This is a genomic window from Gardnerella coleohominis, from assembly GCF_002896555.1.
Classification (GTDB): domain Bacteria; phylum Actinomycetota; class Actinomycetes; order Actinomycetales; family Bifidobacteriaceae; genus Bifidobacterium; species Bifidobacterium vaginale_F.
Window position 1 is genome coordinate 44,723 of sequence record NZ_MNLH01000006.1, and the last position, 21,529, is coordinate 66,251.

General features: G+C 40.7%; 17 protein-coding genes and 1 pseudogene. 15 read left to right on the forward strand and 3 right to left on the reverse strand.

All coding sequences use genetic code 11. The annotated features are described in order from the left end of the window. Positions 1-176: 176 nt before the first annotated feature. The 11 genes from thrS to BFS05_RS05700 all read left to right on the forward strand — a co-directional run bounded on the left by thrS (position 177) and on the right by BFS05_RS05700 (position 11,802). Positions 177-2,207 carry a threonine--tRNA ligase gene (gene thrS / locus BFS05_RS05650; protein ID WP_103084997.1) on the forward strand — a complete coding sequence of 677 codons (2,031 nt, stop codon included), beginning with the start codon at positions 177-179 and terminating at the stop codon, positions 2,205-2,207. A gap of 219 nt (positions 2,208-2,426) precedes the next feature. Next, complete coding sequence (locus tag BFS05_RS05655; RefSeq protein ID WP_103084998.1) at positions 2,427-3,083, forward strand: CDP-alcohol phosphatidyltransferase family protein; 657 nt, start codon at positions 2,427-2,429, stop codon at positions 3,081-3,083. Positions 3,084-3,145: 62 nt separating this feature from the next. Then, positions 3,146-3,904 carry a YebC/PmpR family DNA-binding transcriptional regulator gene (locus BFS05_RS05660; RefSeq protein WP_103084999.1) on the forward strand — a complete coding sequence of 253 codons (759 nt, stop codon included), beginning with the start codon at positions 3,146-3,148 and terminating at the stop codon, positions 3,902-3,904. 6 nt (positions 3,905-3,910) lie between these two features. Then, complete coding sequence (ruvC, locus tag BFS05_RS05665; RefSeq protein ID WP_103085000.1) at positions 3,911-4,492, forward strand: crossover junction endodeoxyribonuclease RuvC; 582 nt, start codon at positions 3,911-3,913, stop codon at positions 4,490-4,492. Positions 4,493-4,614: 122 nt separating this feature from the next. Continuing rightward, positions 4,615-5,253, forward strand: a complete 639-nt coding sequence (gene ruvA, locus BFS05_RS05670) for a Holliday junction branch migration protein RuvA (RefSeq protein ID WP_103085001.1) — start codon at positions 4,615-4,617, stop codon at positions 5,251-5,253. A gap of 77 nt (positions 5,254-5,330) precedes the next feature. After that, positions 5,331-6,425 carry a Holliday junction branch migration DNA helicase RuvB gene (gene ruvB / locus BFS05_RS05675; protein ID WP_103085015.1) on the forward strand — a complete coding sequence of 365 codons (1,095 nt, stop codon included), beginning with the start codon at positions 5,331-5,333 and terminating at the stop codon, positions 6,423-6,425. A 58-nt stretch (positions 6,426-6,483) separates the two neighbouring features. Beyond that, positions 6,484-6,930, forward strand: a complete 447-nt coding sequence (yajC, locus tag BFS05_RS05680) for a preprotein translocase subunit YajC (protein WP_103085002.1) — start codon at positions 6,484-6,486, stop codon at positions 6,928-6,930. Between the two features lie 264 nt (positions 6,931-7,194). Continuing rightward, positions 7,195-7,776: an adenine phosphoribosyltransferase gene (locus BFS05_RS05685; RefSeq protein WP_103085003.1), complete on the forward strand. Its 582-nt coding sequence runs from the start codon at positions 7,195-7,197 to the stop codon at positions 7,774-7,776. Between the two features lie 167 nt (positions 7,777-7,943). Continuing rightward, the gene (locus tag BFS05_RS05690) at positions 7,944-9,575 is read left to right on the forward strand and encodes a cell division protein PerM (RefSeq protein WP_103085004.1); all 1,632 of its coding nucleotides are present in this window, start codon (positions 7,944-7,946) and stop codon (positions 9,573-9,575) included. Between the two features lie 73 nt (positions 9,576-9,648). Then, a complete protein-coding gene (gene purH, locus BFS05_RS05695) occupies positions 9,649-11,310 on the forward strand; it encodes a bifunctional phosphoribosylaminoimidazolecarboxamide formyltransferase/IMP cyclohydrolase (RefSeq protein ID WP_374703775.1) in 1,662 nt (553 codons plus the stop codon). Positions 11,311-11,484: 174 nt separating this feature from the next. Next, a complete protein-coding gene (locus BFS05_RS05700; protein ID WP_103085006.1) occupies positions 11,485-11,802 on the forward strand; it encodes a DUF3017 domain-containing protein in 318 nt (105 codons plus the stop codon). Positions 11,803-11,883: 81 nt separating this feature from the next. Here BFS05_RS05700 and BFS05_RS05705 read toward each other — a convergent pair whose 3' ends face one another. Further along, the gene (locus BFS05_RS05705) at positions 11,884-12,861 is read right to left on the reverse strand and encodes an MIP/aquaporin family protein (RefSeq protein WP_103085007.1); all 978 of its coding nucleotides are present in this window, start codon (positions 12,859-12,861) and stop codon (positions 11,884-11,886) included. Between the two features lie 247 nt (positions 12,862-13,108). Between BFS05_RS05705 and BFS05_RS05710 the strand changes: the two genes are divergently transcribed. The 4 genes from BFS05_RS05710 to BFS05_RS05725 all read left to right on the forward strand — a co-directional run bounded on the left by BFS05_RS05710 (position 13,109) and on the right by BFS05_RS05725 (position 20,206). Further along, positions 13,109-13,882, forward strand: coding sequence for a pseudouridine synthase (locus BFS05_RS05710; protein WP_103085008.1), 774 nt, complete (start codon positions 13,109-13,111; stop codon positions 13,880-13,882). Then, positions 13,879-16,083, forward strand: a complete 2,205-nt coding sequence (der, locus tag BFS05_RS05715; protein ID WP_103085009.1) for a bifunctional cytidylate kinase/GTPase Der — start codon at positions 13,879-13,881, stop codon at positions 16,081-16,083. Before BFS05_RS05710 ends, der begins: the two co-directional genes overlap by 4 nt. 112 nt (positions 16,084-16,195) lie before the next feature. Continuing rightward, complete coding sequence (locus BFS05_RS05720; RefSeq protein WP_103085010.1) at positions 16,196-18,724, forward strand: DEAD/DEAH box helicase; 2,529 nt, start codon at positions 16,196-16,198, stop codon at positions 18,722-18,724. A 108-nt stretch (positions 18,725-18,832) separates the two neighbouring features. Beyond that, positions 18,833-20,206 carry a replication-associated recombination protein A gene (locus BFS05_RS05725; RefSeq protein ID WP_103085011.1) on the forward strand — a complete coding sequence of 458 codons (1,374 nt, stop codon included), beginning with the start codon at positions 18,833-18,835 and terminating at the stop codon, positions 20,204-20,206. 165 nt (positions 20,207-20,371) lie between these two features. Here the strand turns inward: BFS05_RS05725 and BFS05_RS05730 are convergent, their stop codons facing one another. After that, on the reverse strand, positions 20,372-20,875 hold the full coding sequence (locus BFS05_RS05730; RefSeq protein ID WP_103085012.1) for a hypothetical protein: 504 nt from the start codon (positions 20,873-20,875) through the stop codon (positions 20,372-20,374). Positions 20,876-21,248: 373 nt separating this feature from the next. After that, a pseudogene (locus BFS05_RS05735) lies at positions 21,249-21,529 on the reverse strand (hypothetical protein); the annotation flags it as partial.

Genomic DNA, 21,529 nt, shown 5'->3' on the forward strand with positions numbered 1-21,529 from the left:
CGCTTTAAAAGTCGCTCTGTTGTCATAAAGTATCAATGAATTGTGCGTGAAAAATGCGCGCGATTGACGTCGTTTTTGCGCGTTTTATTTATGTTTTAATCGCGTAAGTTTATCGACGCCACACAGGTCCAGGTCTGCACATTAGTAACGCAAGACCCCGATAGAAAAGGACAATTATGGCTGAAAATACCATCTCCATCACTGTAAACGAGGAACGCAAGGAGGTGGATGCAAGCTTCACTGGCGTTGAACTTTTCGCGGAAGATAAGAATATTATTGCCGTACGTTTAAATGGCGAGTTGCGTGATTTGTACACGCCTCTTCATGACGGCGATACCGTGGAATCAGTAGCCCTTGATAGTGAAGATGGCATCGCAATCATGCGTCATTCCGCTACTCACGTGATGGCTCAAGCTGTTCAAGAAATTCGACCAGACGCAAAGTTGGGCGTAGGTCCTGTAATTAAAGACGGCTTCTACTACGATTTCGATGTTGATACTCCATTTACGCCAGACGATTTGAAGCAAATCGAAAAGCATATGCAGCGCATTATTAAAGAGTCTCAAAGCTTCCGTCGTCGCGTTGTAACTGAAGATGAAGCGCGTGCTGAAGAAGCAAATCAACCTTATAAGTTGGAGTTGATTGGGGATAAGGAAGCTGCTCTTGATCCGGCTGCTGCTGGCGAAATTAGCAAGCATGAGCTTAGCATGTACGACAATTTGGATCGCGAAGGCAATAAAGTTTGGAGCGATTTGTGCCGCGGACCTCATTTGCCAAACACTCGCTATATTAAGGCTTTTAAGCTCGAGCGTGTGGCTGCAGCTTACTGGCGCGGTTCGGAGCATAATCCTATGCTTCAGCGCATTTACGGCACTGCTTGGCCTAGCAAGGAAGAGCTTAAAGCTTATACAACTCGCATGGAAGAGGCCGCTAAGCGCGATCATCGTAAGCTTGGCCAAGAGATGGATTTGTTCTCATTCCCAGATGAGATTGGTCCAGGCTTAGCAGTGTTCCATCCAAAGGGTGCTGCAATTATTAACGCGATGGAAGATTATTCACGTGAGCAGCATCGTAAGCATCACTACAGCTTCGTACAAACTCCTCACATTACTAAGGGCGGCTTGTACGAGACTTCTGGCCACTTGCAGTGGTACAAGGATGGCATGTATCCTCCAATGAAGCTTGACGAAGAGCGCGACGAAAACGGTAACGTAACTCGTCAAGGTGCTGACTACTACTTGAAGCCAATGAATTGCCCAATGCATAACTTGATCTTCAAGTCTCGCCAGCGTTCTTATCGCGAACTTCCTTTGCGCTTGTTTGAGTTTGGTACAGTGTATCGCTACGAAAAGTCTGGCGTTGTTCATGGCTTAACTCGTGTTCGTGGATTGACTCAGGATGATTCGCATATTTACTGCACTCGCGAGCAGATGCGCGATGAGTTGAAGAGCTTGCTTAACTTTGTGCTTGGTCTTCTTAAAGACTTCGGTTTGAACGACTTCTACTTGGAGCTTTCCACTAAGGATGAGCACAAGTTCGTTGGTTCCGACGAGATTTGGGAAGAAGCAACTAATACTTTGGCAGAGGTTGCTAAAGAGTCTGGTTTGGAACTCGTGGACGATCCAGGTGGAGCTGCATTCTACGGCCCGAAGATTTCTGTGCAAGCTCGCGATGCGATTGGCCGCACTTGGCAGGTTTCTACTATTCAGCTCGACTTCAACTTGCCTGAGCGCTTTAAGTTGGAATACATTGCAGCTGATGGTAGCCACCAGCGTCCTGTGATGATTCACCGCGCACTCTTTGGTTCTATTGAGCGTTTCTTTGCTATTTTGCTTGAGCATTATGCAGGCGCGTTCCCAGCATGGTTGGCTCCAGTTCAAGTAACTGGCGTTCCTGTTGCAGACGAGTTCGCTCCACACTTGCAAAAGTTTATTAGCGATTTGGAAGAGAATATGGTTCGTTGTGAAATGGACAGCTCCGACGATCGCTTTGGCAAGAAGATTCGTAACGCTTCTAAGTCTAAGGTGCCTTTCACTTTGATTGCTGGCGAAGAGGATGTGAACAACAATGCTGTGAGCTTCCGCTTCCGCGATGGCAGCCAATTGAACGGCGTTCCAGTTGAACAAGCTAAAGAGTGGATTTTGTCCATTATTAAGCAGCGTGTTCAGGTGAATACTGCAGAAGATTTCGAGCGCTACACTAAGTGATTTAAGTTAGCTATGTGATTTAAGTTAGCTAGCCTAAATCTAAATGTAAGCTTAAATCTAAATGTAAGCTGAATCGTAAATAAAAAGCCCACACTTCTTAGCTTGTGTGGGCTTCTTACTATCTTCTTACAGCCGCTTGGCTAGTATGGTTGTCTAGTATGGGATTGTTTATTGAACCAGAGTTTTACTTGCTTGATTACGCTAGGAAGGTTGCATTCAATGTTGGAATCATTACGCATTGGGTTTAAGCGCGTTATTTCTCCTATTGCAAAATTGCTAGTGCGACTGGGCGTAAGTGCTAACTGTGTAACAATTGTTGGCACAGTAGCAGTAGTTATTACTGCTTTTATAACAGCTTTTACTAATCAGCTTGTTATTGGTGCTATATTTTTAACTATTTTTGTGCTTGCAGACTGCTTAGATGGTTCTGTTGCATCTTTAACAACAGGCGGCACAAAATTTGGTGCATTTCTTGACTCAACGCTTGATCGTATTGCAGATTGGTCGTTATTTATATCAGTATGCATTTGTTTGTATAAAGCTAACGAAAAAGAAATGTGCACATGGATTCCAGCTCTGAATGGAAACATAATAAAATACGTAGGTTTGTTAAGTTGTTTAATTGCTCTTATGGGAGCTTTCGTAACTTCATACACTCGCGCTCGCGGTCAGTCAATAGATGTAGATCCTAAAAAAGGCTTAATTACTCGTGCAGATCGCGTAGCTGTTATTCTTATCGCTATGTTTTTTGCTGGCCTAACTCGTCAACTTATTTTGTTAAGTTTAGCTATGATTCTACTTGCTATAGGCGGTATCGTTACTGTTATTCAGCGTATTTTTGAAGTAAATCAAGGTCTTAAACAAAAAGTAAAGTAATATTTGTCGTGAAAGCGCAATAAAATCGTTTCGTTTGATTAACTGTACGTTTTAGGAGTATCATGTCAGGTCATTCCAAGTGGGCGACTACAAAGCACAAGAAGGCCGCTATAGACGCAAAGCGCGGCAAGCTTTTTGCCAAGCTTATTAAGAACATTGAAATCGCTGCACGTTTGGGCGGTGGCGATCCTGATGGTAATCCAACGTTGTATGATGCCATCGTTAAAGCTAAAAAGGCTTCTATGCCTGCAGATAACATCAAGCGCGCTGTAAAGCGTGGTTCTGGTGAAGAAGCTGGCGGCGCCAACTACGAGGAGATTGTTTACGAAGGTTACGCTCCTGCAGGTGTTGGTTTGATTATCGAGTGCCTTACTGATAACCGTAATCGCGCTGCTGCTGATGTTCGTTCAACTCTTACCAAGGGTAATGGTTCTTTGGCAACAAGCGGTTCTGTGAGCTTTAACTTTGAGCGTAAGGGCTTGATTGAAGTTCCATCTGAAGGTGTTGATTACGATAAGCTTTTCGATGTTGCAGCTGAAGCTGGTGCTGAAGATGTTGCTGATGATGGCGATGTGTATTCTGTATACACTGGTTCCAGTGATTTGGTAACAGTTCGTAAAGCTTTGCAGGAAGCTGGTTTCGACTATGATTCTGCAGATATCATCATGCATCCAAATAATGAGATTGAATTAGGTTTTGAAGATGCTCAGAAGGTTTCTCGCTTAATTGATAATCTCGACGACTTGGACGATGTTCAGAATATCTACAGCAACTGGACCGCTTCAGATGAAGTTATGGCTCAGCTTGAGGAAGCAGAATAGTTTTCTATGATGATTTTGGGCGTTGACCCCGGGCTTACTCGCTGCGGGGTCGGCGTGATTGAAGCCGGCGTTTCGCGTCGGCTTTCTTTTATTCACGTCGATGTATTGAGATCTGAGCCAGATCTTTCTCAAGATTTGCGACTTTTAAAGATTTATAACGGATTAGTTGAAAAGATTGAGCGCTTTTCACCTGATGTAGTATCTGTTGAACGCGTTTTTGCTCAAGAAAATCGAAATACCGTTCTTGGTACTGCGCAAGTTGCTGGACTTGCCATGCTTGCAGCAGCTCAGCGCAATATTCCGGTTGCTTTGCATACTCCTACTGAAGTTAAACTTGCTGTAGCTGGTAATGGTAAAGCAGATAAAGCACAAGTAGAACGTATGGTTGCTAGATTACTTGCGCTTAATATTCTTCCAACTCCTGCTGATGCTGCAGATGCCTTAGCTCAAGCTATTTGTCACGCTCTTCGTCCTGAAGGCGCGCTGCAAGGCGGTGAGCGTGAGCAACATTTAACTTCAGCGCAAAAACAGTGGGCTTTAGCTCAGCGCGCGGCACATTCCAAATCTAGTGTCTCCCGAGGTATGTAGGATATCTATAGAACAGATGTTCTACTTGTTTGTATTTTATTTGATAGTTTTAATAATTCTTTAAAACTATCTATAAAGTATTTACATTAGATTTTGATTACAAATCAGAAAGGTTAGCGCTGATGATTGGCATGCTAAATGGGGTAGTAGAGTCAGTTGATTCTCGTTGTGCGCTTATAAGTGTTTCTGGTGTCGGATATGAAGTTTATATGCCTTCTACAGATTTAGCATCTTTGCATGAAGGGCAAGAAGTTAGAGTGTATACGTCTTTGCAAGTAAGCCAAGAGGCTATTACTCTTTATGGTTTTACTAACCAATCTGCTAAGCGTATTTTTCTTCAAATCCAGCAAAAAGTTAGTGGGGTTGGGCCTAAGGTTGCTCTTTCATTATTATCTACATTAAGTGTTAATCGTTTAATTCAAGCAATTAGCGATGGCGATATTGATGCTTTATCATCTGCTCCTGGATTAGGTAAAAAAGGTTCTCAAAAGATTATTTTGGAGCTTAAAGGTTCGATTGATATATCTAAATTAGACGAATATGATTCTTCTAAAGGTGTAAATCGTAATATTAAAGATTTTGACAATTCCGGAATAAGCAAGGTTATTGAAGGACTTATGTCTTTAGGATGGAAGCAGTCAGATGCTCAAAAAGCTGTAGAAAATGTTTGCAATATAAATAATATTTCTTTGCCAATTAACGATTCTGATATTCCGAATATTTTGCGTATGGCATTGTCTTCGCTTGATAGAGGTAGGTGATATAGATGAGTTTTGAAGAAAATATTTCTAGTGGTATTTCTAATACTAGTGGTATTTCTAATAGTGCTTCTAACAATATGACTAATACCGCTTTTAACAGTACTTCTAATAGCACTATTAACAATATTCCAGCTTTAAATACTGGCGTATCTGAGGATTCTTTAAGAATAGTGTCTTCTTCACCTATTGGAAATGAACAGGTTAGCGATGAAGAATTAAGGCCTAATGCATTAGAGGGGTTTATTGGACAGCCGCTTTTAAAAGCGCAGTTACAACTTTTTTTGGATGCAGCAAAGTTACGTGACGTTCCTCCTGACCATATGCTTCTCGCTGGTCCCCCAGGTCTTGGTAAGACTACTCTTGCGATGATTGTAGCTAACGAGCTTGGTGTTTCTATTAGAGTTACATCTGGTCCTGCTATTCAGCATGCTGGTGATTTAGCGTCAATTTTGAGTTCTCTTGATACTGGTGAAGTACTGTTTATTGATGAGATTCATCGTTTGCCTCGAGCTGCAGAAGAGTTGCTTTATATCGCTATGGAAGATTTCCGAGTTGATGTTATGGTTGGCAAGGGACCTGGAGCTTCATCAATACCTCTGACTCTTCCTCGTTTTACCGTAGTTGGAGCTACTACTAGAGAGGGAATGCTACCTTCTCCGTTGCGTGCGCGTTTTGGTTTTACTGCTCATTTGGATTTTTATCCTCATGAAGAGCTAGAAAAACTTGTTAATAGATCATCAAATGTTCTCGGTATAAAACTTGTAGATCAAGCTGCTAAGGAACTTGCTGTTAGGTCTAGAGGTACTCCGCGTATAGCAAATCGTTTGTTAAGACGTGTTAGAGATTGGGCTATTGTTCACAATCTTAAAGAAGTAGATAAAGAATCTGTAATAGAAGCATTAGCTTTGTATCAAATTGATACGCAAGGGTTAGATCGATTAGATATTGCAGTACTTAAAGCTATTGTTTGTCAATTTAATGGTGGGCCTGTAGGTCTTAATAATTTGGCTGCAATGGTTGGTGAAGAATCAGAAACTGTTGAAACGGTTTGTGAGCCTTATTTAGTACGTGAAGGATTCTTAATTCGTACACCTAAAGGTCGTGTTGCTACTTCAAAAGCTTGGCAACATTTGGGTCTTGAGCCTCCTAGTAATGTCAGTGAGATAGCATAAAATGTTCATTTTGGACGGTGTTTTGCCGTCTTAGGGTTGGACACTTAAGGAGTTTATTGTGCCTCAATTTTTCCAGCAATATGGCATACTCATCGTGCTCGTTGTAGTGATGGTTTTCATGATGATTTTCCAGAGTCGTAGTGCTAAGAAGCGTCAAGCTGAAGTCCGTTCTTTTTATGATTCTTTGAAACCTGGTACTGAGGTTATCACTATTGGTGGTGTTATCGGTAAGGTTGTTAGCGTAGATACCAAGTATGAAGAAATCGTGATTGATTCTGAGGGAAGTTTATTGCGATTTTCCTTCAGAGCTGTGAGTAAAGAATATATTCGTCCAGCGTTTATTAGCGATGAAGAAGCAGAAAATGCTGAAAAAGATCAAGCTAAGGATCAAGCTAAAGAATTAGCTAATGAATCTGATTCCGATAAGTCTGCAGAAACTCTTGAAGAAAATAAAACTTCTGAATCTTCAAAAGTTGAAGACAATAAAGATGATAACAAGGAATAGTAAGTAATCTTTTTTGAAAGCAGTTCTATTGTTGATCAGCATTTTATAAACGCGACAATAGTTGTAAAAGCATAATTTAATCTAATAGCATTTTTCACTCATGTTTGCCTTATTAAGCTTTGCTTAAAAGAAGGAAGATGCTGAAAGTTGTGAAAATAATGCTATTTATTTCAAACAAGAATTCGCTTGCAACGTGTTCATGTTTGAATAATTAAAAATGCAATTGTTTTGTCGAAATATTCGGGAGAAAAGAATAGTAGGATTATGGCAAAATCGGATATCACAGTAAAGCAATTTAAAACAGTAAGCAAAGAAGATGCTGATTACTTAGCTTCTCTGATTAATACCGTACCGGGATTTCCAAATCCAAATATCATATTCCGCGATTTTCTTCCAGTATTCTCTTCACCTCGCGGTCTCGGTATTCTTATTGATGCGCTGATTGATTGCTTGCCTGTTTCAGTTGATTCCTTTGACTTAGTTGCAGGTCTAGAAGCAAGAGGATTCTTATTTGGTCCTGTTCTTGCTGAACGCTTAGGAAAAGGATTTATTCCTGTTCGCAAAGCTGGTAAGTTGCCTCCAGAAGTTATTAGTGAATCTTATTCACTTGAATATGGCGAAGCTAAAATCGAAATCGAGAAAAGTGCTATTAAGCCTGGTCAGAGAGTCTTGATTGTAGATGATTTGATTGCTACTGGAGGGACTGCTAAAGCTGCTGCTCGGTTAATTGAACGTTCTGAGGGAAAAGTTGCCGGATTTAGTTTTGTTATGGAACTTACAGGAATAAGTGGCATGAGTGAACTAAGTTCATACCCTTGCTCAAGTTTGATGACAATGCCAGCGTGACTAATCAAAATCGATATTACGAATGAACTTTGTACGAATGAGTGTTGTGAGTATTAACATGGTACGAATAAGCATTGGTAATATTGATGAGTTTATGTTTCTATTTTGAAATATAAGTGTGATACAAGTATTAGTGATAATACGAATAGTTATATGAGGAGTTATGTATGAAAAGATTAAAAGAATCTGTCATAACATTCCTTAAAGGAATTGCATCTCCGCTTATTGCTATTTTCGTTTTTGCATTAACAATCGGATTGTTCTTGTCTCTTACTTTGCTTGTTATATCGATAGAAGAAGGAACTGGAAGTTTTTCTGATTCCGCTATGTCTATTATGTGTGCAACTTTAATGCTTGCACAAGGCGTTGGGCTTGGATTAGAAGGTTTAGTTATTACTGTTACTCCTCTTGGGTTAACATTCCTTCTTATAGCATTTTTAGCTTATCTTATTCGTAAATTTAAAGGCTCTATTCCTGTTTACATTATTGGTTTTATTTGCTGGATTATTATAAACGTAATTATTTATCAAAATACTTCTATTGAATTATTAGATTCTTTGCCGATAGTTCTTTTAAAAACATCAATAATATACATAATTTCAATTTGTTTTGCTGTTATTCCTCATAGTGATTTAATTAATTCTTTATACAATAAATTCAAGCAATATATTAATCCGATTGTTCCTAGAATTATAAAACTATCGGTTGTTGGTGCTTTATCAACAGTTATTGTTTATACGATTGTTTCGTGTATTGCTGTTATTGTTTGGTCGTTTGTTGGTTATGAAAATGTTGAGTCGTTTTTCACTGTATTAGGAATGCAACAAGGTTCCAGGATTTTAACAACAATTGCATGCTTAGCGTGGTTGCCGAATATAGCTTTATGGGCTTTGTCTTGGATTTGTGGTGCTGGATTCTCTGTAGGAAGTGTTGCTCATTTTGCTATTGGTGTAGCGAAATATAAGCAGATGCCGCCTGTACCTGTTTTTGGAATATTCCCACATGCTATTTCAAATCATTCGCAGCAAATGTTAGTTTTAAGTGCTGTTCCTGCGGCTTTGTTTGTTTTATCTCTTGTAATACTGTTCCTTAAAAAGGGATGCAATATAAGAGTTCATATTAGCGATAAGCAGATTGATTATAAGAAGTCTCTTATTGATTTTGGCGTTTCTGCTGTTGTATTAGTTTGTGTTGCTTCACTTTCAACAATTGTTATGAATATTCTATTTAATTGTTGTAATGGATCTTTGGGGCAGTATCGTCTTAAAAACATTGGAGTTAAAGCTGTTGAGAGCGTGCAGGCTGTTGGGCACTATACGTTATTGCCTTTTATAGCTGCATGGCTTGTTTCATTAGTTGGAATTTGTTTAGCATACTTAATTCTATGGTTATTTAATGTTATTAAGGATAAATATTTTGCTCATAATAAAGATTCTGTTCATAATAAAGATTCTGAAAAGAGTAAATCAAAGTTAAGAACAATTGCGAATAAACCTGATGCTAATAATTCTGCTGTAGATAATTCTTCTGTAAATAAATCTACTTCTAATAAATTTGGCGCTAATAGATCTGTAGCTACTAAATCTGGAGCTAATTCTTCTGATAGTAATAAATACGATGAAGAATACTTTGAGGAAGTACTTTCTGAGGAAGTATTTTCTGAAAAACCTGATAAAGAATCTTTTGAACGAAAATCAATCGCCGATGAAAATATTAGCGATAAGAATTCTAAAAATAAGACTTTGTCTTCGAAACGAAATGTTCCTAGAACAATTCGATCGAAGGCAGTAAAAAAATAAATCTCATCCACTATAAGGAGGGAAGACCGCCGTGCAACAGACAACGAGCCAAGAATCATGTGCAAACGTGCTGATAACCACAGACAAACGGTCAATTAAAAGGGTGCTTGTTTCAGTATTTCGTAAAGAAGGACTTGAAACTTTAGCACAAGCTTTTATTAAGGAAGGAACGCAAGTTGTATCAACTGGTTCAACTGCAGCATTCCTTACTAAATTAGGTGTAAATGTTACTGAGGTTTCCGAAGTTACTGGTTTCCCTGAAAGTTTAGATGGACGAGTTAAAACTCTAGATCCGCATATTCATGCTGGTATTTTAGCTGATATGAATAATCCAGAGCATGTTCAGCAGCTTAAAGATCTGAATATTGCTCCGTTTGATGCTGTAGTAGTAAATTTGTATCCGTTTGTAGACACTGTTATGAATGGTGGAAACGAAGCTCAGATTATCGAGAAAATTGATATTGGCGGTCCTTCCATGATTCGTGCTGCTGCTAAAAATCATGCTACGGTGGCAGTTATTACTGATCCAAATGACTACAGTTTGCTTGCAAGTAGAATTCTTTCGGGAGAAGGTTTTAGTCTTGAAGAGCGCAAATATTTAGCTCGTAAGGCTTTTGCTCATACTGCTGCTTACGATGCTGCTATTTCTCAATGGACTAGTGATAATTGGAGTAAACCTGAAAGCTTGTCTTTGAACTCATCTGCATGTGAGGAATCTTCAGATAAAGTACAAAATTGCGATTTGGAGCATGAAGAAGATTTAACAATGCCATTAGATTTTACTCGTACTTATCGTAGGGAACGAGTATTGCGATATGGTGAGAATCCTCATCAGCAGGCTGGTTTGTATGTTGACCCATTGCATAAGGGTGGACTAGCTCAGGCTGAACTTCTTGGTGGAAAACCTATGAGCTACAACAATTATGTTGATGCTGATGCTGCTTGGCGTGCGGTTTGGGATTTTGCTCCTAGAATTACTGTTGCTGTTTGCAAGCATAACAATCCATGCGGTTTAGCTATTGGAGCTACTGCTGCTGAAGCTCATAAGAAAGCTCATGCGTGCGATCCAGTAAGTGCATACGGTGGTGTTATTGCAACTAATACTACTGTTACTTTGGAAATGGCAGAAAGTGTTCGACCAATTTTCACTGAGGTAATTGTTGCCCCAGATTATGAGCCTGAAGCTTTGGAATTATTGCGCACTAAGAAGAAGAATCTTAGGATTTTGAAAGTTGCAAATCCTCCTGTTTTTGGTTTACAGCTTCATCCAATTGATGGTGGTGCATTGGTTCAAACAGCAGATTTAATTGATGCTGAAGGGGATAGTCCAGAAAATTGGAAGCTTGTTTCAGGAGATCCTGCTGATGTTGACACTATGAGAGATTTGCAATTTGCTTGGCGTGCGCTTCGTTGCGTGAAGTCTAACGCTATTTTGCTTGCTAATAATAGTGCTACTGTTGGTATCGGTATGGGACAGGTTAATCGCGTGGATTCGTGCCATTTAGCTGTTGAACGTGCTAATACTTTGGCTGATGGCGTTGAGCGTGCTCGCGGAGCTGTTGCGGCTTCGGACGCGTTCTTCCCATTTGCTGATGGCCCACAAATCCTGATTGATGCAGGCGTTCGCGCAATCGTACAGCCTGGTGGATCTATTCGCGATGAGGAAGTGTTTGAAGCTGCGCGCGCAGCCGGCGTAACGATGTACACTACCGGCACTCGCCACTTCTTCCACTAAATCCGGAATTCGTAAATTTGCGAAATAAGTAAATCCGCGAAATAAGTAAAATAAGTAAATCAATATTCTTAAAATGCAGTGTTTGATAACTTCAAGCGCTGCATTTTCTGCGTTATGCCCTAAAAGAATTTATGTCTTATTATCTAGTTATCGCGAAGCAGGTATGATACAAGTATGACTAATAGTGAGCAGCAGATTGAATCTAATAAAACTGAGCATCCTTATGTGTCAGAAAAACGTGAGGGTAAGCCTTATGCTGAGTGGATTGTAGCAATACTTGTTTTTATATCAGCGGTTTTAGCGTTCTTTGAATACACAATGGCCGCCACAGTTATTGTATCTGCAACGGCCATTGTTATTGGTGTTATGCGCATTATTTTACGTGATCGTAGTCCTTGGAAAGTTCGAACAGTATTTTTCGATTCTTTTGTGAGCATAGCTCTTGGAATCGGATTGCTCATAACATATTGTTCAATTATTTTTCTGTTTTAATATTCAATCCATTTAATACTTAAATTTTAACCAGAATATTAAAACTAAATTTATTAGTTATGTTGTGAATAATGATTGGTTTTATTTATTTCTAACAGAGTTAGTTAAATAAGCTGCATTATTCGCATTGGTTGCATTATTCATATTGGTTGTGTTTGCACTTTTATTGTTTTGTGCAGAAATTCGCGAATCATTGTGATTTCCATGCTTATTAGTTAAAGCTGAAGGCGAATGTGGTTCACGTAATAACTTAGTAAGCAATACAGCGAAACTTACAATTGCTGCAGCAAAAATTGGAGCAACCCAGAATAACCAAAGTTGGGTTAGTGGATTAACTTCAAAATCATAGAAGTTTGCGAATAACGCAATACCAGTAGAGCGAGCAGGATTCAAACTAGCGCCTGTAATCTGGTAAGTAAGTAAGGATCCAGCTGCGTATGCAATACCAATGTGTGTTGCATAACCGCATTTAGTATTACCTTCATTGTCTGTGCTACGCAATGCAGTTGCAACAATCAAAATAACAGCAATAACTTCAACTAATAATGCAGAAACTATTCCGAAGGACAAGTTTATTTCTTTTATTTGACGCGAGAGAAGAGATCCCTTTTCAAAACCGTTTATTATTAAAGTGAGCCAGTTCTTTTTGTCAAAGCCTGAACCTTGATTAAGTTGGGATGGATCGACGTTTGAATTCATATGAGGAATAGTAAGAATAAATAATCCTGCAGCGACGATAGAGCCAATAACTTGTGCGACAATGTAGCATAATCCTGCAGCGTATGGAGTGCGTCCTGTAAGCATTGAAGCAACTGTTACTGCAGGGTTAAGGTGGCCTCCAGAAATTTTAGATGTAATATATGCTGCAGTAGCGTAAGCAAAGCCCGTGCCGGCAGCAATCGTTAGAACATTAACACCCCATATAACGGTAGTGAAAGAATAAAAAGTGTAAATTGTGAACATTGCTAAAGTTGTAGCAATGAATTCAGCGCCAATGCGAACAATAAGTGGTGCTGAATTTTTAGTTGTACTGCACTGTGTATCTGTAGTTTTAATCATAATTTTCCTTAATTTTTAGTTGTGCTGCTTTATTAATGATTACAACACAAAACATAGGCTATACTATCACGGCTAGGCTATACGGTAATATAGAAACTCATGGTAATTTCACTCAAATTATGAAATTGCTATAAATTATAAAATCATAGAAATATATAAAAGAATTTCAATTCTGTTGCGCTTATTGAACTTGTTGTGTTACGTAAGATGCGAAGAATTGTGATTCATAGGTCACGTTGGGAGAACGATGCCAAACGCATATTCCCGCGCCAATCAGGCGCATTCAGATGACAAAAACGCCATTCGACTGCAGAAGTTGCTTGCTGAAGCGGGATTTGGTTCACGTCGAAAGTGTGAAGAAATAATCCTTGATGGTCGTGTTGAGGTAGACGACGAATTGGTTACAACACTTGGTACTCGAGTGGATCCTAGTAAACAAAAGATTCGTGTAGACGGTGCTCGTGTGAAATTTAACACGAAATTAGTAACTCTTGCTTTGAATAAGCCTAAGCGAGTTCTTAGTGCAATGGATGATCCAAAAGGTCGCTTTACTTTAAGAGATATTGTTGGAGACAAGTACGAGCGAATTTTCCACATGGGACGCTTGGATTACGATTCTGAAGGTCTTATTTTAATGACCAACGATGGTGAGTTAAGCCAGCATGTTATGCATCCAAAGTATGAAGTTGAGAAAACTTATATTGCAACTGTTGAAGGCAAGATTAACGGTTTGGTTTGCAGACGCTTGGTTTCGCAAGGCGTAAATCTTGAAGATGGTTGGATTAAGCTTGATCGCTGCGCAATAATCGACCAGAATCACGATGCAACTATCGTAAAAGTTGTGTTGCACTCTGGTAAGAATCGTATTGTGCGCAGAATTTTTGGAGCCGTAGGATACCCTGTAAAGCGTCTTGTGCGTACTCAAATTGGTCCTATTAAATTGGGGGACTTAAAAGCTGGATCGTATCGAGTGCTTTCTCAAACGGAAGTGCGCTCTCTTTCTAAGGAGGTTGGCCTGTGATTTGCGTAGCAATTGATGGACCAGCAGGAGTAGGTAAATCTTCTACTTCCCGTGCTTTAGCGCAATACTATGGTTTTGCATATTTAGATACGGGGGCAATGTATCGAGCTGCTGCTTGGTGGTGCTTGAAGCAAGGTATTGATTTAAGCACGCAACTTGAATTAGATGAAGAAGGAAATCCTGTAAATCCAGCTGATACTGAACGTTTTAATCAGATTGTTGAAGCTGTTGGAGCCTTATTTACTGAAAGTGACGCTGACTTTAGTGTTGATCCTAAGAATCCTGTAGTGACTGTCGAAGGTGAGGATATTAGCGAAGAATTGCGTTCTGTTGAGGTTTCTTCGCATGTGTCTACTGTATCTTCAATTCCTGCGGTTCGCCGTATGCTTATTGCTGCTCAGCGCGCGTATATTGCTTCAGAGTCAGCTGAAGATTCTTTCTCAGGCGGAGAGGGAATAGTTGCAGAAGGCCGTGATATTACTACTGTTGTTGCTCCTAATGCGCAAGTTCGAGTGCTTCTTACTGCTCGTGAGGATGTGCGTCAAGCTCGCAGAAACAAGCAGAATATTGCGCAAGAAAATTTGCAAAATAATGAATCTAAGAATATTGAATCTGAAGAAGACGATATTCGCGCTCGTGACGCTAAAGATTCTAAAGTTACGCATTTTCTTCAAGCAGCAGACGGCGTTACAACTCTCGATAATTCTGATTTGACTTTTGAGCAGACTCTTGACGCTCTTGTTGAAATGGTTGATGCTGCGATTGAGCAGGATGAGTACGACCGCTATGCAGCTAATCTTGAAGGCTACGATCTTGACGATGAAGACCGTGCGCTTCTTCGAGGTGACGAAGTAAGTCAAGACGATGCGAAAGATTCTAAAGCTGTTGGAGTAATTGCAGTTATAGGTCGACCAAACGTTGGAAAATCAACGCTTGTAAATCGTATTTTGGGTCACAGGGTTGCTGTTGTAGAAGATACTCCAGGTGTTACGAGAGATCGCGTAAGCTACGACGCTGAGTGGGCTGGAACTAACTTCAAGCTGGTTGACACTGGCGGCTGGGAAGCAGATGTTGAAGGTATTGATTCTTCTATTGCTCAGCAAGCTCAAGTAGCAGTGCGTTTAAGTGATGCTGTGATTTTCCTAGTAGATGGCCAAGTTGGTTTAACGGCTACAGACGAGCGTATTGTTTCAATGCTTCGCGCTGCCGGTAAGCCTATTACTTTGGCAGTTAACAAGGTTGACGATGCTAGAAGCGAATATTTGACTGCAGAGTTTTGGAAGCTTGGAATGGGTGAGCCTTACGGAATTTCTGCAATGCACGGAAGAGGCGTTGGAGATTTGCTTGACGCGGCTCTTAACTCTTTAAAGAAAGCGAATAAAACTTCAGGATTCTTAACTCCAGAAGGACTTCGCAGAGTTGCTTTAGTAGGTCGTCCAAACGTTGGTAAGTCTTCGCTTTTGAATCATTTAGCTCACGAAGAACGTTCTGTTGTGAACGATTTGGCTGGAACTACTCGAGATCCTGTTGATGAGGTTGTGCGAGTTGATGGAGAAGACTGGCTGTTTATTGACACTGCTGGTATTAAGCGCAGGCAACATAAGCTTACTGGTGCTGAATACTATTCTTCACTTCGTACGCAAGCTGCGATTGAGCGCTCTGAACTTGCTTTGATTCTTTTCGATTCTTCCGAACCGATTGCGGAGCAGGATTTGAAAGTTATGAGCCAAGCGGTAGACGCAGGCCGTGCAATCGTACTTGTGTTTAACAAGTGGGATTTGATGGACGAATTTTCCAGACAGCGCATGGAACGCTTGTGGAAAACTGAGTTTGAGCGCGTAACTTGGGCTGAGCGCGTAAATCTTTCCGCGAAAACAGGATGGCATACGAATCGTCTTGCGCGCGCTATGCGAACGGCTTTAGACAGCTGGGATAAGCGCATTCCTACAGGCAAGCTTAATGCTTTCTTGGGGCGTATCCAGTCTGCTCATCCACATCCTTTGCGAGGCGGAAAGCAAGCGCGAATCTTATTTGCCACGCAAGCTTCTACGCGTCCACCGTGTTTTGTGATATTCACAACCGGCTTCTTAGAGCACGGCTACCGTCGCTTTATTGAGCGTTCTCTTAGAGAAGAATTTGGATTCGAGGGAACTCCTATTCAAATCTCAGTAAAAGTACGAGATAAGAAGAAGCGCAAGTAAAATCGCAAGTAAAAAAGTTGCGATTAAATTTGCTATTAAAGCGTAAATAAAGCGTAAATAAAGCGCTATTAAGCCGCAAGTAAGTTACGATTAAAGTAAAGTAGGAGCGTATATGGCTGGTTTGGGCGAGTTAGCTTTTGATTTGCATCATGCTAGCGAAGATGAGATTTTTCAAGCATTTGTTGATTGGGTTAAAGATAACAAGCATGTAGATTTGTGGCCGCATCAAGAAGAATCCGTTATGGATTTGCTTGCAGGGGATCACGTAATCTTAAACACTCCAACAGGTTCTGGAAAATCTCTAGTAGCGCTCGGCATGCATTTTGCAGCACTCGCCACCGGCAGACGCTCCTACTATACTGCGCCAATTAAAGCTCTTGTATCCGAAAAATTCTTCGATTTAGTAGCTATTTTTGGGCGAGACAACGTAGGCATGATTACTGGTGACTCGCATATTAATGCGGACGCTCCAATAATCTGCTGCACTGCGGAAATCTTAGCAAACCAAGCTCTGCGTGAAGGTGCAAACGCTGAAGTTGATTGCGTTGCAATGGACGAATTCCACTACTATGGCGATCCAGAGCGCGGATGGGCTTGGCAAGTTCCGTTACTTACACTTCCAAATACGCAATTCTTACTTATGAGTGCAACTCTTGGAGACGTAACGGATATTGCGGAACGACTAGAAAAATCAACAAAAAGAACTGTTGATATTATTGCAGACGCTCCAAGACCAATCCCACTCGAATACGAGTACACAGATAAGCCGCTTGCAACAACTGTAGAACTCTTATTTAACAAGGGTTTAACACCAATCTACGTAGTTCATTTTTCACAAGACGCAGCTCTTGAAACAGCGCAAGCGCTCGCTAGTACTGGAGTTTCAAGCAAAGAGCAGCGAGACAAAATAGCTCAAGCAATTAAAGGCACTAAATTTACTACAGGCTTCGGCAAAATTTTGCAAAGACTATTGCGCACTGGCGTCGGCGTACATCATGCTGGCATGCTTCCGCGCTACCGTAGGCTTGTCGAACAGCTCGCTCAGCAAGGGCTTCTACCAGTTATTTGCGGCACAGACACTCTCGGAGTTGGCATTAACGTGCCAATTCACTCGGTTGTTCTTACAGCTCTTACAAAGTTTGATGGGAATCGTAGTAGAAAGCTTCGCGCTCGCGAGTTTCATCAAATTGCAGGGCGTGCAGGCAGAATGGGTTTCGATACTGAGGGCTTAGTAGTTGCAGAGGCCCCAGAGTTCGAGATTGAGAATGCGCGCGCTGTTGCAAAAGCTGGCAATGATCCTAAGAAGCTTAAAAAAGTTAAGCGTAAGAAGGCTCCAGAAGGCTTTGTAGTTTGGGGGGAGCCAACGTTTACTAAGCTTATTGAAAGCGCTCCAGAAACTTTGAATCCTCACATGGTTGTAACGCACTCAATGATTTTGAACGAAGTTACTCAAGGTGGGGATGCTAGAGCACGCGTTGAAAAACTTATTGAAGATAGTGCGCAAAAGCCGCAAGATAAAGAAAAATTGCTTGAGCGTTGCGATGATATTTTCCAAACTTTGCTCGATACTCAAGTCATCGAATGTAGAGAGCGTGCTGACGGTTCTTGTGATTATGATCTTGATGTTGCTATGCCAGAGGGTTTTGCTCTAGATCAGCCGCTTTCCCCGTTCTTGCTTGCTGCTTTGGAACTTCTAGATCCAGAATCTCCAAGCTATGCGCTTGATGTAATTTCTATGGTTGAAGCAACTTTAGATGACCCTAAGCCTGTTCTTCGCGCACAAGAGCGTAAAGCTCGCGATGCTGCGATGGCTGGTATGAAGGATGATGGCATTGATTACGAAGAGCGTATGGAACGCTTAGCTGAAGTTAGCTACCCTAAGCCTCTTGAAGATTTGCTAGCTCCTGCTTTTGCGCAATATCGCAAGGATGTTCCGTGGGCAAACGACTACTGGCTAAAGCCTAAATCTGTGCTTCGAGACATGGTTGAAACTGCTTCCGATTTTACTGGATACATTTCTCGTTATGGCATTGCTAGAAGTGAGGGAACGCTTCTTCGTTATCTTTCGGACGCTTACCGTTCGCTTGCTCGCACTGTGCCAGAAGATATGCTTAACGAAGAATTGCGTGATATTATTTCGTGGCTTCGTCTTGTTGTGCGCTCTATTGATTCAAGTCTTGTCGACGAGTGGGAGAGCGCTGGAGGATCGGACGCCGAAGCTAGTGCTGTAACTACGGCTGCACCTTCAACTTCTGAGTCTGTAGTTGAGGATCGTCGTGGACTTATTGTGTTGATTCGAAATGCAATGTTCCGTCGCGTGCAGCTTATGGATTTGGAAGATGCGGATACTTTAGGAGAGCTTGACAAAGCTTGGGGCTATGGCGTTCACGAGTGGAATAATGTGCTTGACGACTATTACGATGAGCACGAGTATGTTGGAATAGACGCCAAGGCTCGAAGTGGCGACTTGTTTATTTTGGATGATTCTCTTGAGAAGAGTGAACATTCGTGGAAAGTTCGGCAGATTATTGACGATTCAGACGGAGATCATAATTGGGCTATTACTGGCGTTGTTGATTTGGATACAACGCAAGACGAAGGCGAAGTTGTGTTCTTTGATTACCAAGTTTCGCACGTGTGATTTTTAAAAATGTGCTAACAAAGCACAGAATCCAAAACGCAGAATGCAAAACACGGAATGCGAAATGCAATCGAACGTTTGTTCTATATGTAGTGTAAGCTGGTATTTATGGAGCAAGATTTATTTTCCGCAAGTAGTGCGCCTAGCGATGTGACGCGTCCGTTGGCAGTGCGTATGCGCCCAAGCAGTATTGAAGACGTGTTGGGGCAGTCGCATGCGCTAAAAGAAGGTTCGCCTTTACGCAGGCTTGCAAATCCGCAATCTAAAGGTTCTCTTACTGCTCCAAGTTCTGTTGTGTTGTTTGGCCCTCCAGGAGTTGGTAAAACTACGCTTGCTTATATTGTGGCTAGACAGTCTGGTCGAGTGTTTGAAGAGCTTTCTGCTGTAACATCTGGAGTTAAAGATGTTCGAGCTGTGCTAGATCGCGCGCATGAGCGTTTAGTTAGTAAAGGTCAAGAAACAGTTCTGTTTATTGACGAAGTTCACCGTTTTTCTAAATCTCAACAAGATGCTTTGCTTCCAAGCGTTGAAAATCGCGACGTAACTTTTATTGGAGCTACTACCGAAAACCCGAGCTTTTCAATCATTAAGCCGCTACTTAGCAGATCAGTAGTTGTTAAACTTGAGTCGCTTAGTGTTGAAGATTTGCATACGCTTATAGAACGTGCGCTAACTAGCGAAAACGGTCTTAACAATCAGCTTAAAATCGACGATGACGCAATAGATTCAATTATTCGTTTAAGTGGGGGAGATGCTCGTAAGACTCTCACTATTTTAGAGGCTGCAGCAGGAGCGGTAACAGGAGATGTTGCGTTGCAGCATGGCAAAAAGAAGCCTGTAATTACTGCTGATATTGTTTCTAACGTAATGGATACTACTACAGTTCGTTACGACAAAGATGGCGATGATCATTACGATGTGATTTCTGCTTTTATTAAATCAATGCGTGGAAGTGATGTTGACGCTTCTTTGCATTATTTAGCGCGAATGCTTAGAGCTGGGGAAGACCCGCGTTTTATTGCAAGGCGAATTATGATTGCTGCTGCCGAAGAAGTTGGTATGGCAGCGCCGCAAATTTTACAAGTAACTGTTGCTGCAGCTCAAGCAGTTGCTTTAATTGGCATGCCAGAAGCACGCATTATTCTTTCTGAAGCTGTGATTGCTGTAGCAACTGCTCCTAAATCAAACGCAAGCTATAACGCTATTAATAAGGCTTTGCAAGACGTTGATGCTGGAAAAATCGGTCAAGTGCCTCTTCATTTGCGAAATGCTCCAACTGCTTTAATGAAAAGTTGGGGCAATCACGACGGATACAAGTATGCTCACGACTATCCTGGTGCTGTGGCATCGCAACAGTATATGCCAGATGAGCTGGTTGGCCGCGAATACTATCAGCCATCCAATCGCGGCTACGAGCATGAGCTTACTCAACGCTTATCTCAAATACGTGCCATTCTTCATAATTCTGAAGATAACAGTTAAATAAATACTCCGAATGGTTTATACAAAAATGCTCCACGATTCGCTCGGCTATCAGATTGCTATGAATAAGCCTTAGAATCATGGAGCATTATTTATATTTTGGGACTATAGCCCTATATTTTATATCGACGATAAAATTACGTTTTGATTTTCGAACGGATAGTTTTATTGATTATTTGCTCCCGATGAGATATCCCTCATTAGGCCAGTTGTAAGCGAACGGAAGTCAGTGTGGTAAAGATCATCAACGTCTCCAACAACCATAACGTTTCCGTACATTGATGGGAATATTAACACGCATGTGGTTTTACCTGCAATCATGATTCTTTCGCCGCCGCTGATAGAAAGCGGATTATATCCTTCATCGACAATTTTATCTATCTTTCTTTTGTTTTTCTCAGAAGAAGGGAATTCGTCTACTACACAGTCTGCAGCATTGCGGAAGTCGTCATTTGATCCAACTTTAACAATTGCTTCAGCTCCATTAAGAGCATAACTATGCGTTATAGGAATATTACATTTCTGACTAATTGCATTGAGATCTGGCTCAATATTAAACAGTTTTCGTAAACCGCTAAATGAACCATTGTGCGAAATGGAATAGTATGAAAATACTAGTACTGCTAAAAATACGATTGCCAATATGAAGCCTATAATTTTAGATTTCATGATCAGAAACCTCTCTCTTGCGCGCAATATAACTATGAATAAATAAGCATTATTGCTGAGTTTCTATAATTTATTAGTCTCTCTTAAGTGAAAACACTTAAACACGATTCTAATTGCATGTAGTGATAAGCATGCATGCATAATGCGTTCCCTAAATTGTTTGCGATTTAACTTAGATTGAGTGCTGTTAAATGGCGCATACGTTTAAAAACAGTAAAAGGCTCATAGTAAGTATTACAAACTGCCAACTTCCTCATTACCTTTTTCCTCCTCTCTTATATAAAGAAGCGACCAAGATTTTCTTGGTCGCTTCATGTTCGTATAACACTCATATAATACCTAAAGAACTAGCTTTACAGTTAGATAATCCAACTTACTTGTATGCTCTTCCATTTAAGGAAACTAGAGAATCAAATAATTGTGTTTCATCTAGAATACTCTCAGTTGGAGTTCTTTCCGTTATTGCAAGTTCTTTATACTTACTAGTAATTCCCTTAACAGCTTCTAATATCGATGGTTTAGAAACTTTGGAATCACTTTTCCTATACTCTTTAATTAAATCAGAAACTGCAAAAATCCCTAATTCCTTAAATTTCTGAGTTCGGTCATGATCATTCAAAGTTTCATTATTACTGATTCTTTCAACATTAAACC

Bases quoted from the DNA above. Each gene is read 5' to 3' on its own strand.
- thrS (WP_103084997.1), top strand. From the start codon at position 177: ATGGCTGAAAATACCATCTCCATCACTGTAAACGAGGAACGCAAGGAG.
- BFS05_RS05655 (WP_103084998.1), top strand. From the start codon at position 2,427: ATGTTGGAATCATTACGCATTGGGTTTAAGCGCGTTATTTCTCCTATT.
- BFS05_RS05660 (WP_103084999.1), top strand. From the start codon at position 3,146: ATGTCAGGTCATTCCAAGTGGGCGACTACAAAGCACAAGAAGGCCGCT.
- ruvC (WP_103085000.1), top strand. From the start codon at position 3,911: ATGATGATTTTGGGCGTTGACCCCGGGCTTACTCGCTGCGGGGTCGGC.
- ruvA (WP_103085001.1), top strand. From the start codon at position 4,615: ATGATTGGCATGCTAAATGGGGTAGTAGAGTCAGTTGATTCTCGTTGT.
- ruvB (WP_103085015.1), top strand. From the start codon at position 5,331: ATGACTAATACCGCTTTTAACAGTACTTCTAATAGCACTATTAACAAT.
- BFS05_RS05685 (WP_103085003.1), top strand. From the start codon at position 7,195: ATGGCAAAATCGGATATCACAGTAAAGCAATTTAAAACAGTAAGCAAA.
- BFS05_RS05690 (WP_103085004.1), top strand. From the start codon at position 7,944: ATGAAAAGATTAAAAGAATCTGTCATAACATTCCTTAAAGGAATTGCA.
- BFS05_RS05700 (WP_103085006.1), top strand. From the start codon at position 11,485: ATGACTAATAGTGAGCAGCAGATTGAATCTAATAAAACTGAGCATCCT.
- BFS05_RS05705 (WP_103085007.1), bottom strand. From the start codon at position 12,861: ATGATTAAAACTACAGATACACAGTGCAGTACAACTAAAAATTCAGCA.
- BFS05_RS05710 (WP_103085008.1), top strand. From the start codon at position 13,109: ATGCCAAACGCATATTCCCGCGCCAATCAGGCGCATTCAGATGACAAA.
- BFS05_RS05720 (WP_103085010.1), top strand. From the start codon at position 16,196: ATGGCTGGTTTGGGCGAGTTAGCTTTTGATTTGCATCATGCTAGCGAA.
- BFS05_RS05725 (WP_103085011.1), top strand. From the start codon at position 18,833: ATGGAGCAAGATTTATTTTCCGCAAGTAGTGCGCCTAGCGATGTGACG.
- BFS05_RS05730 (WP_103085012.1), bottom strand. From the start codon at position 20,875: ATGAAATCTAAAATTATAGGCTTCATATTGGCAATCGTATTTTTAGCA.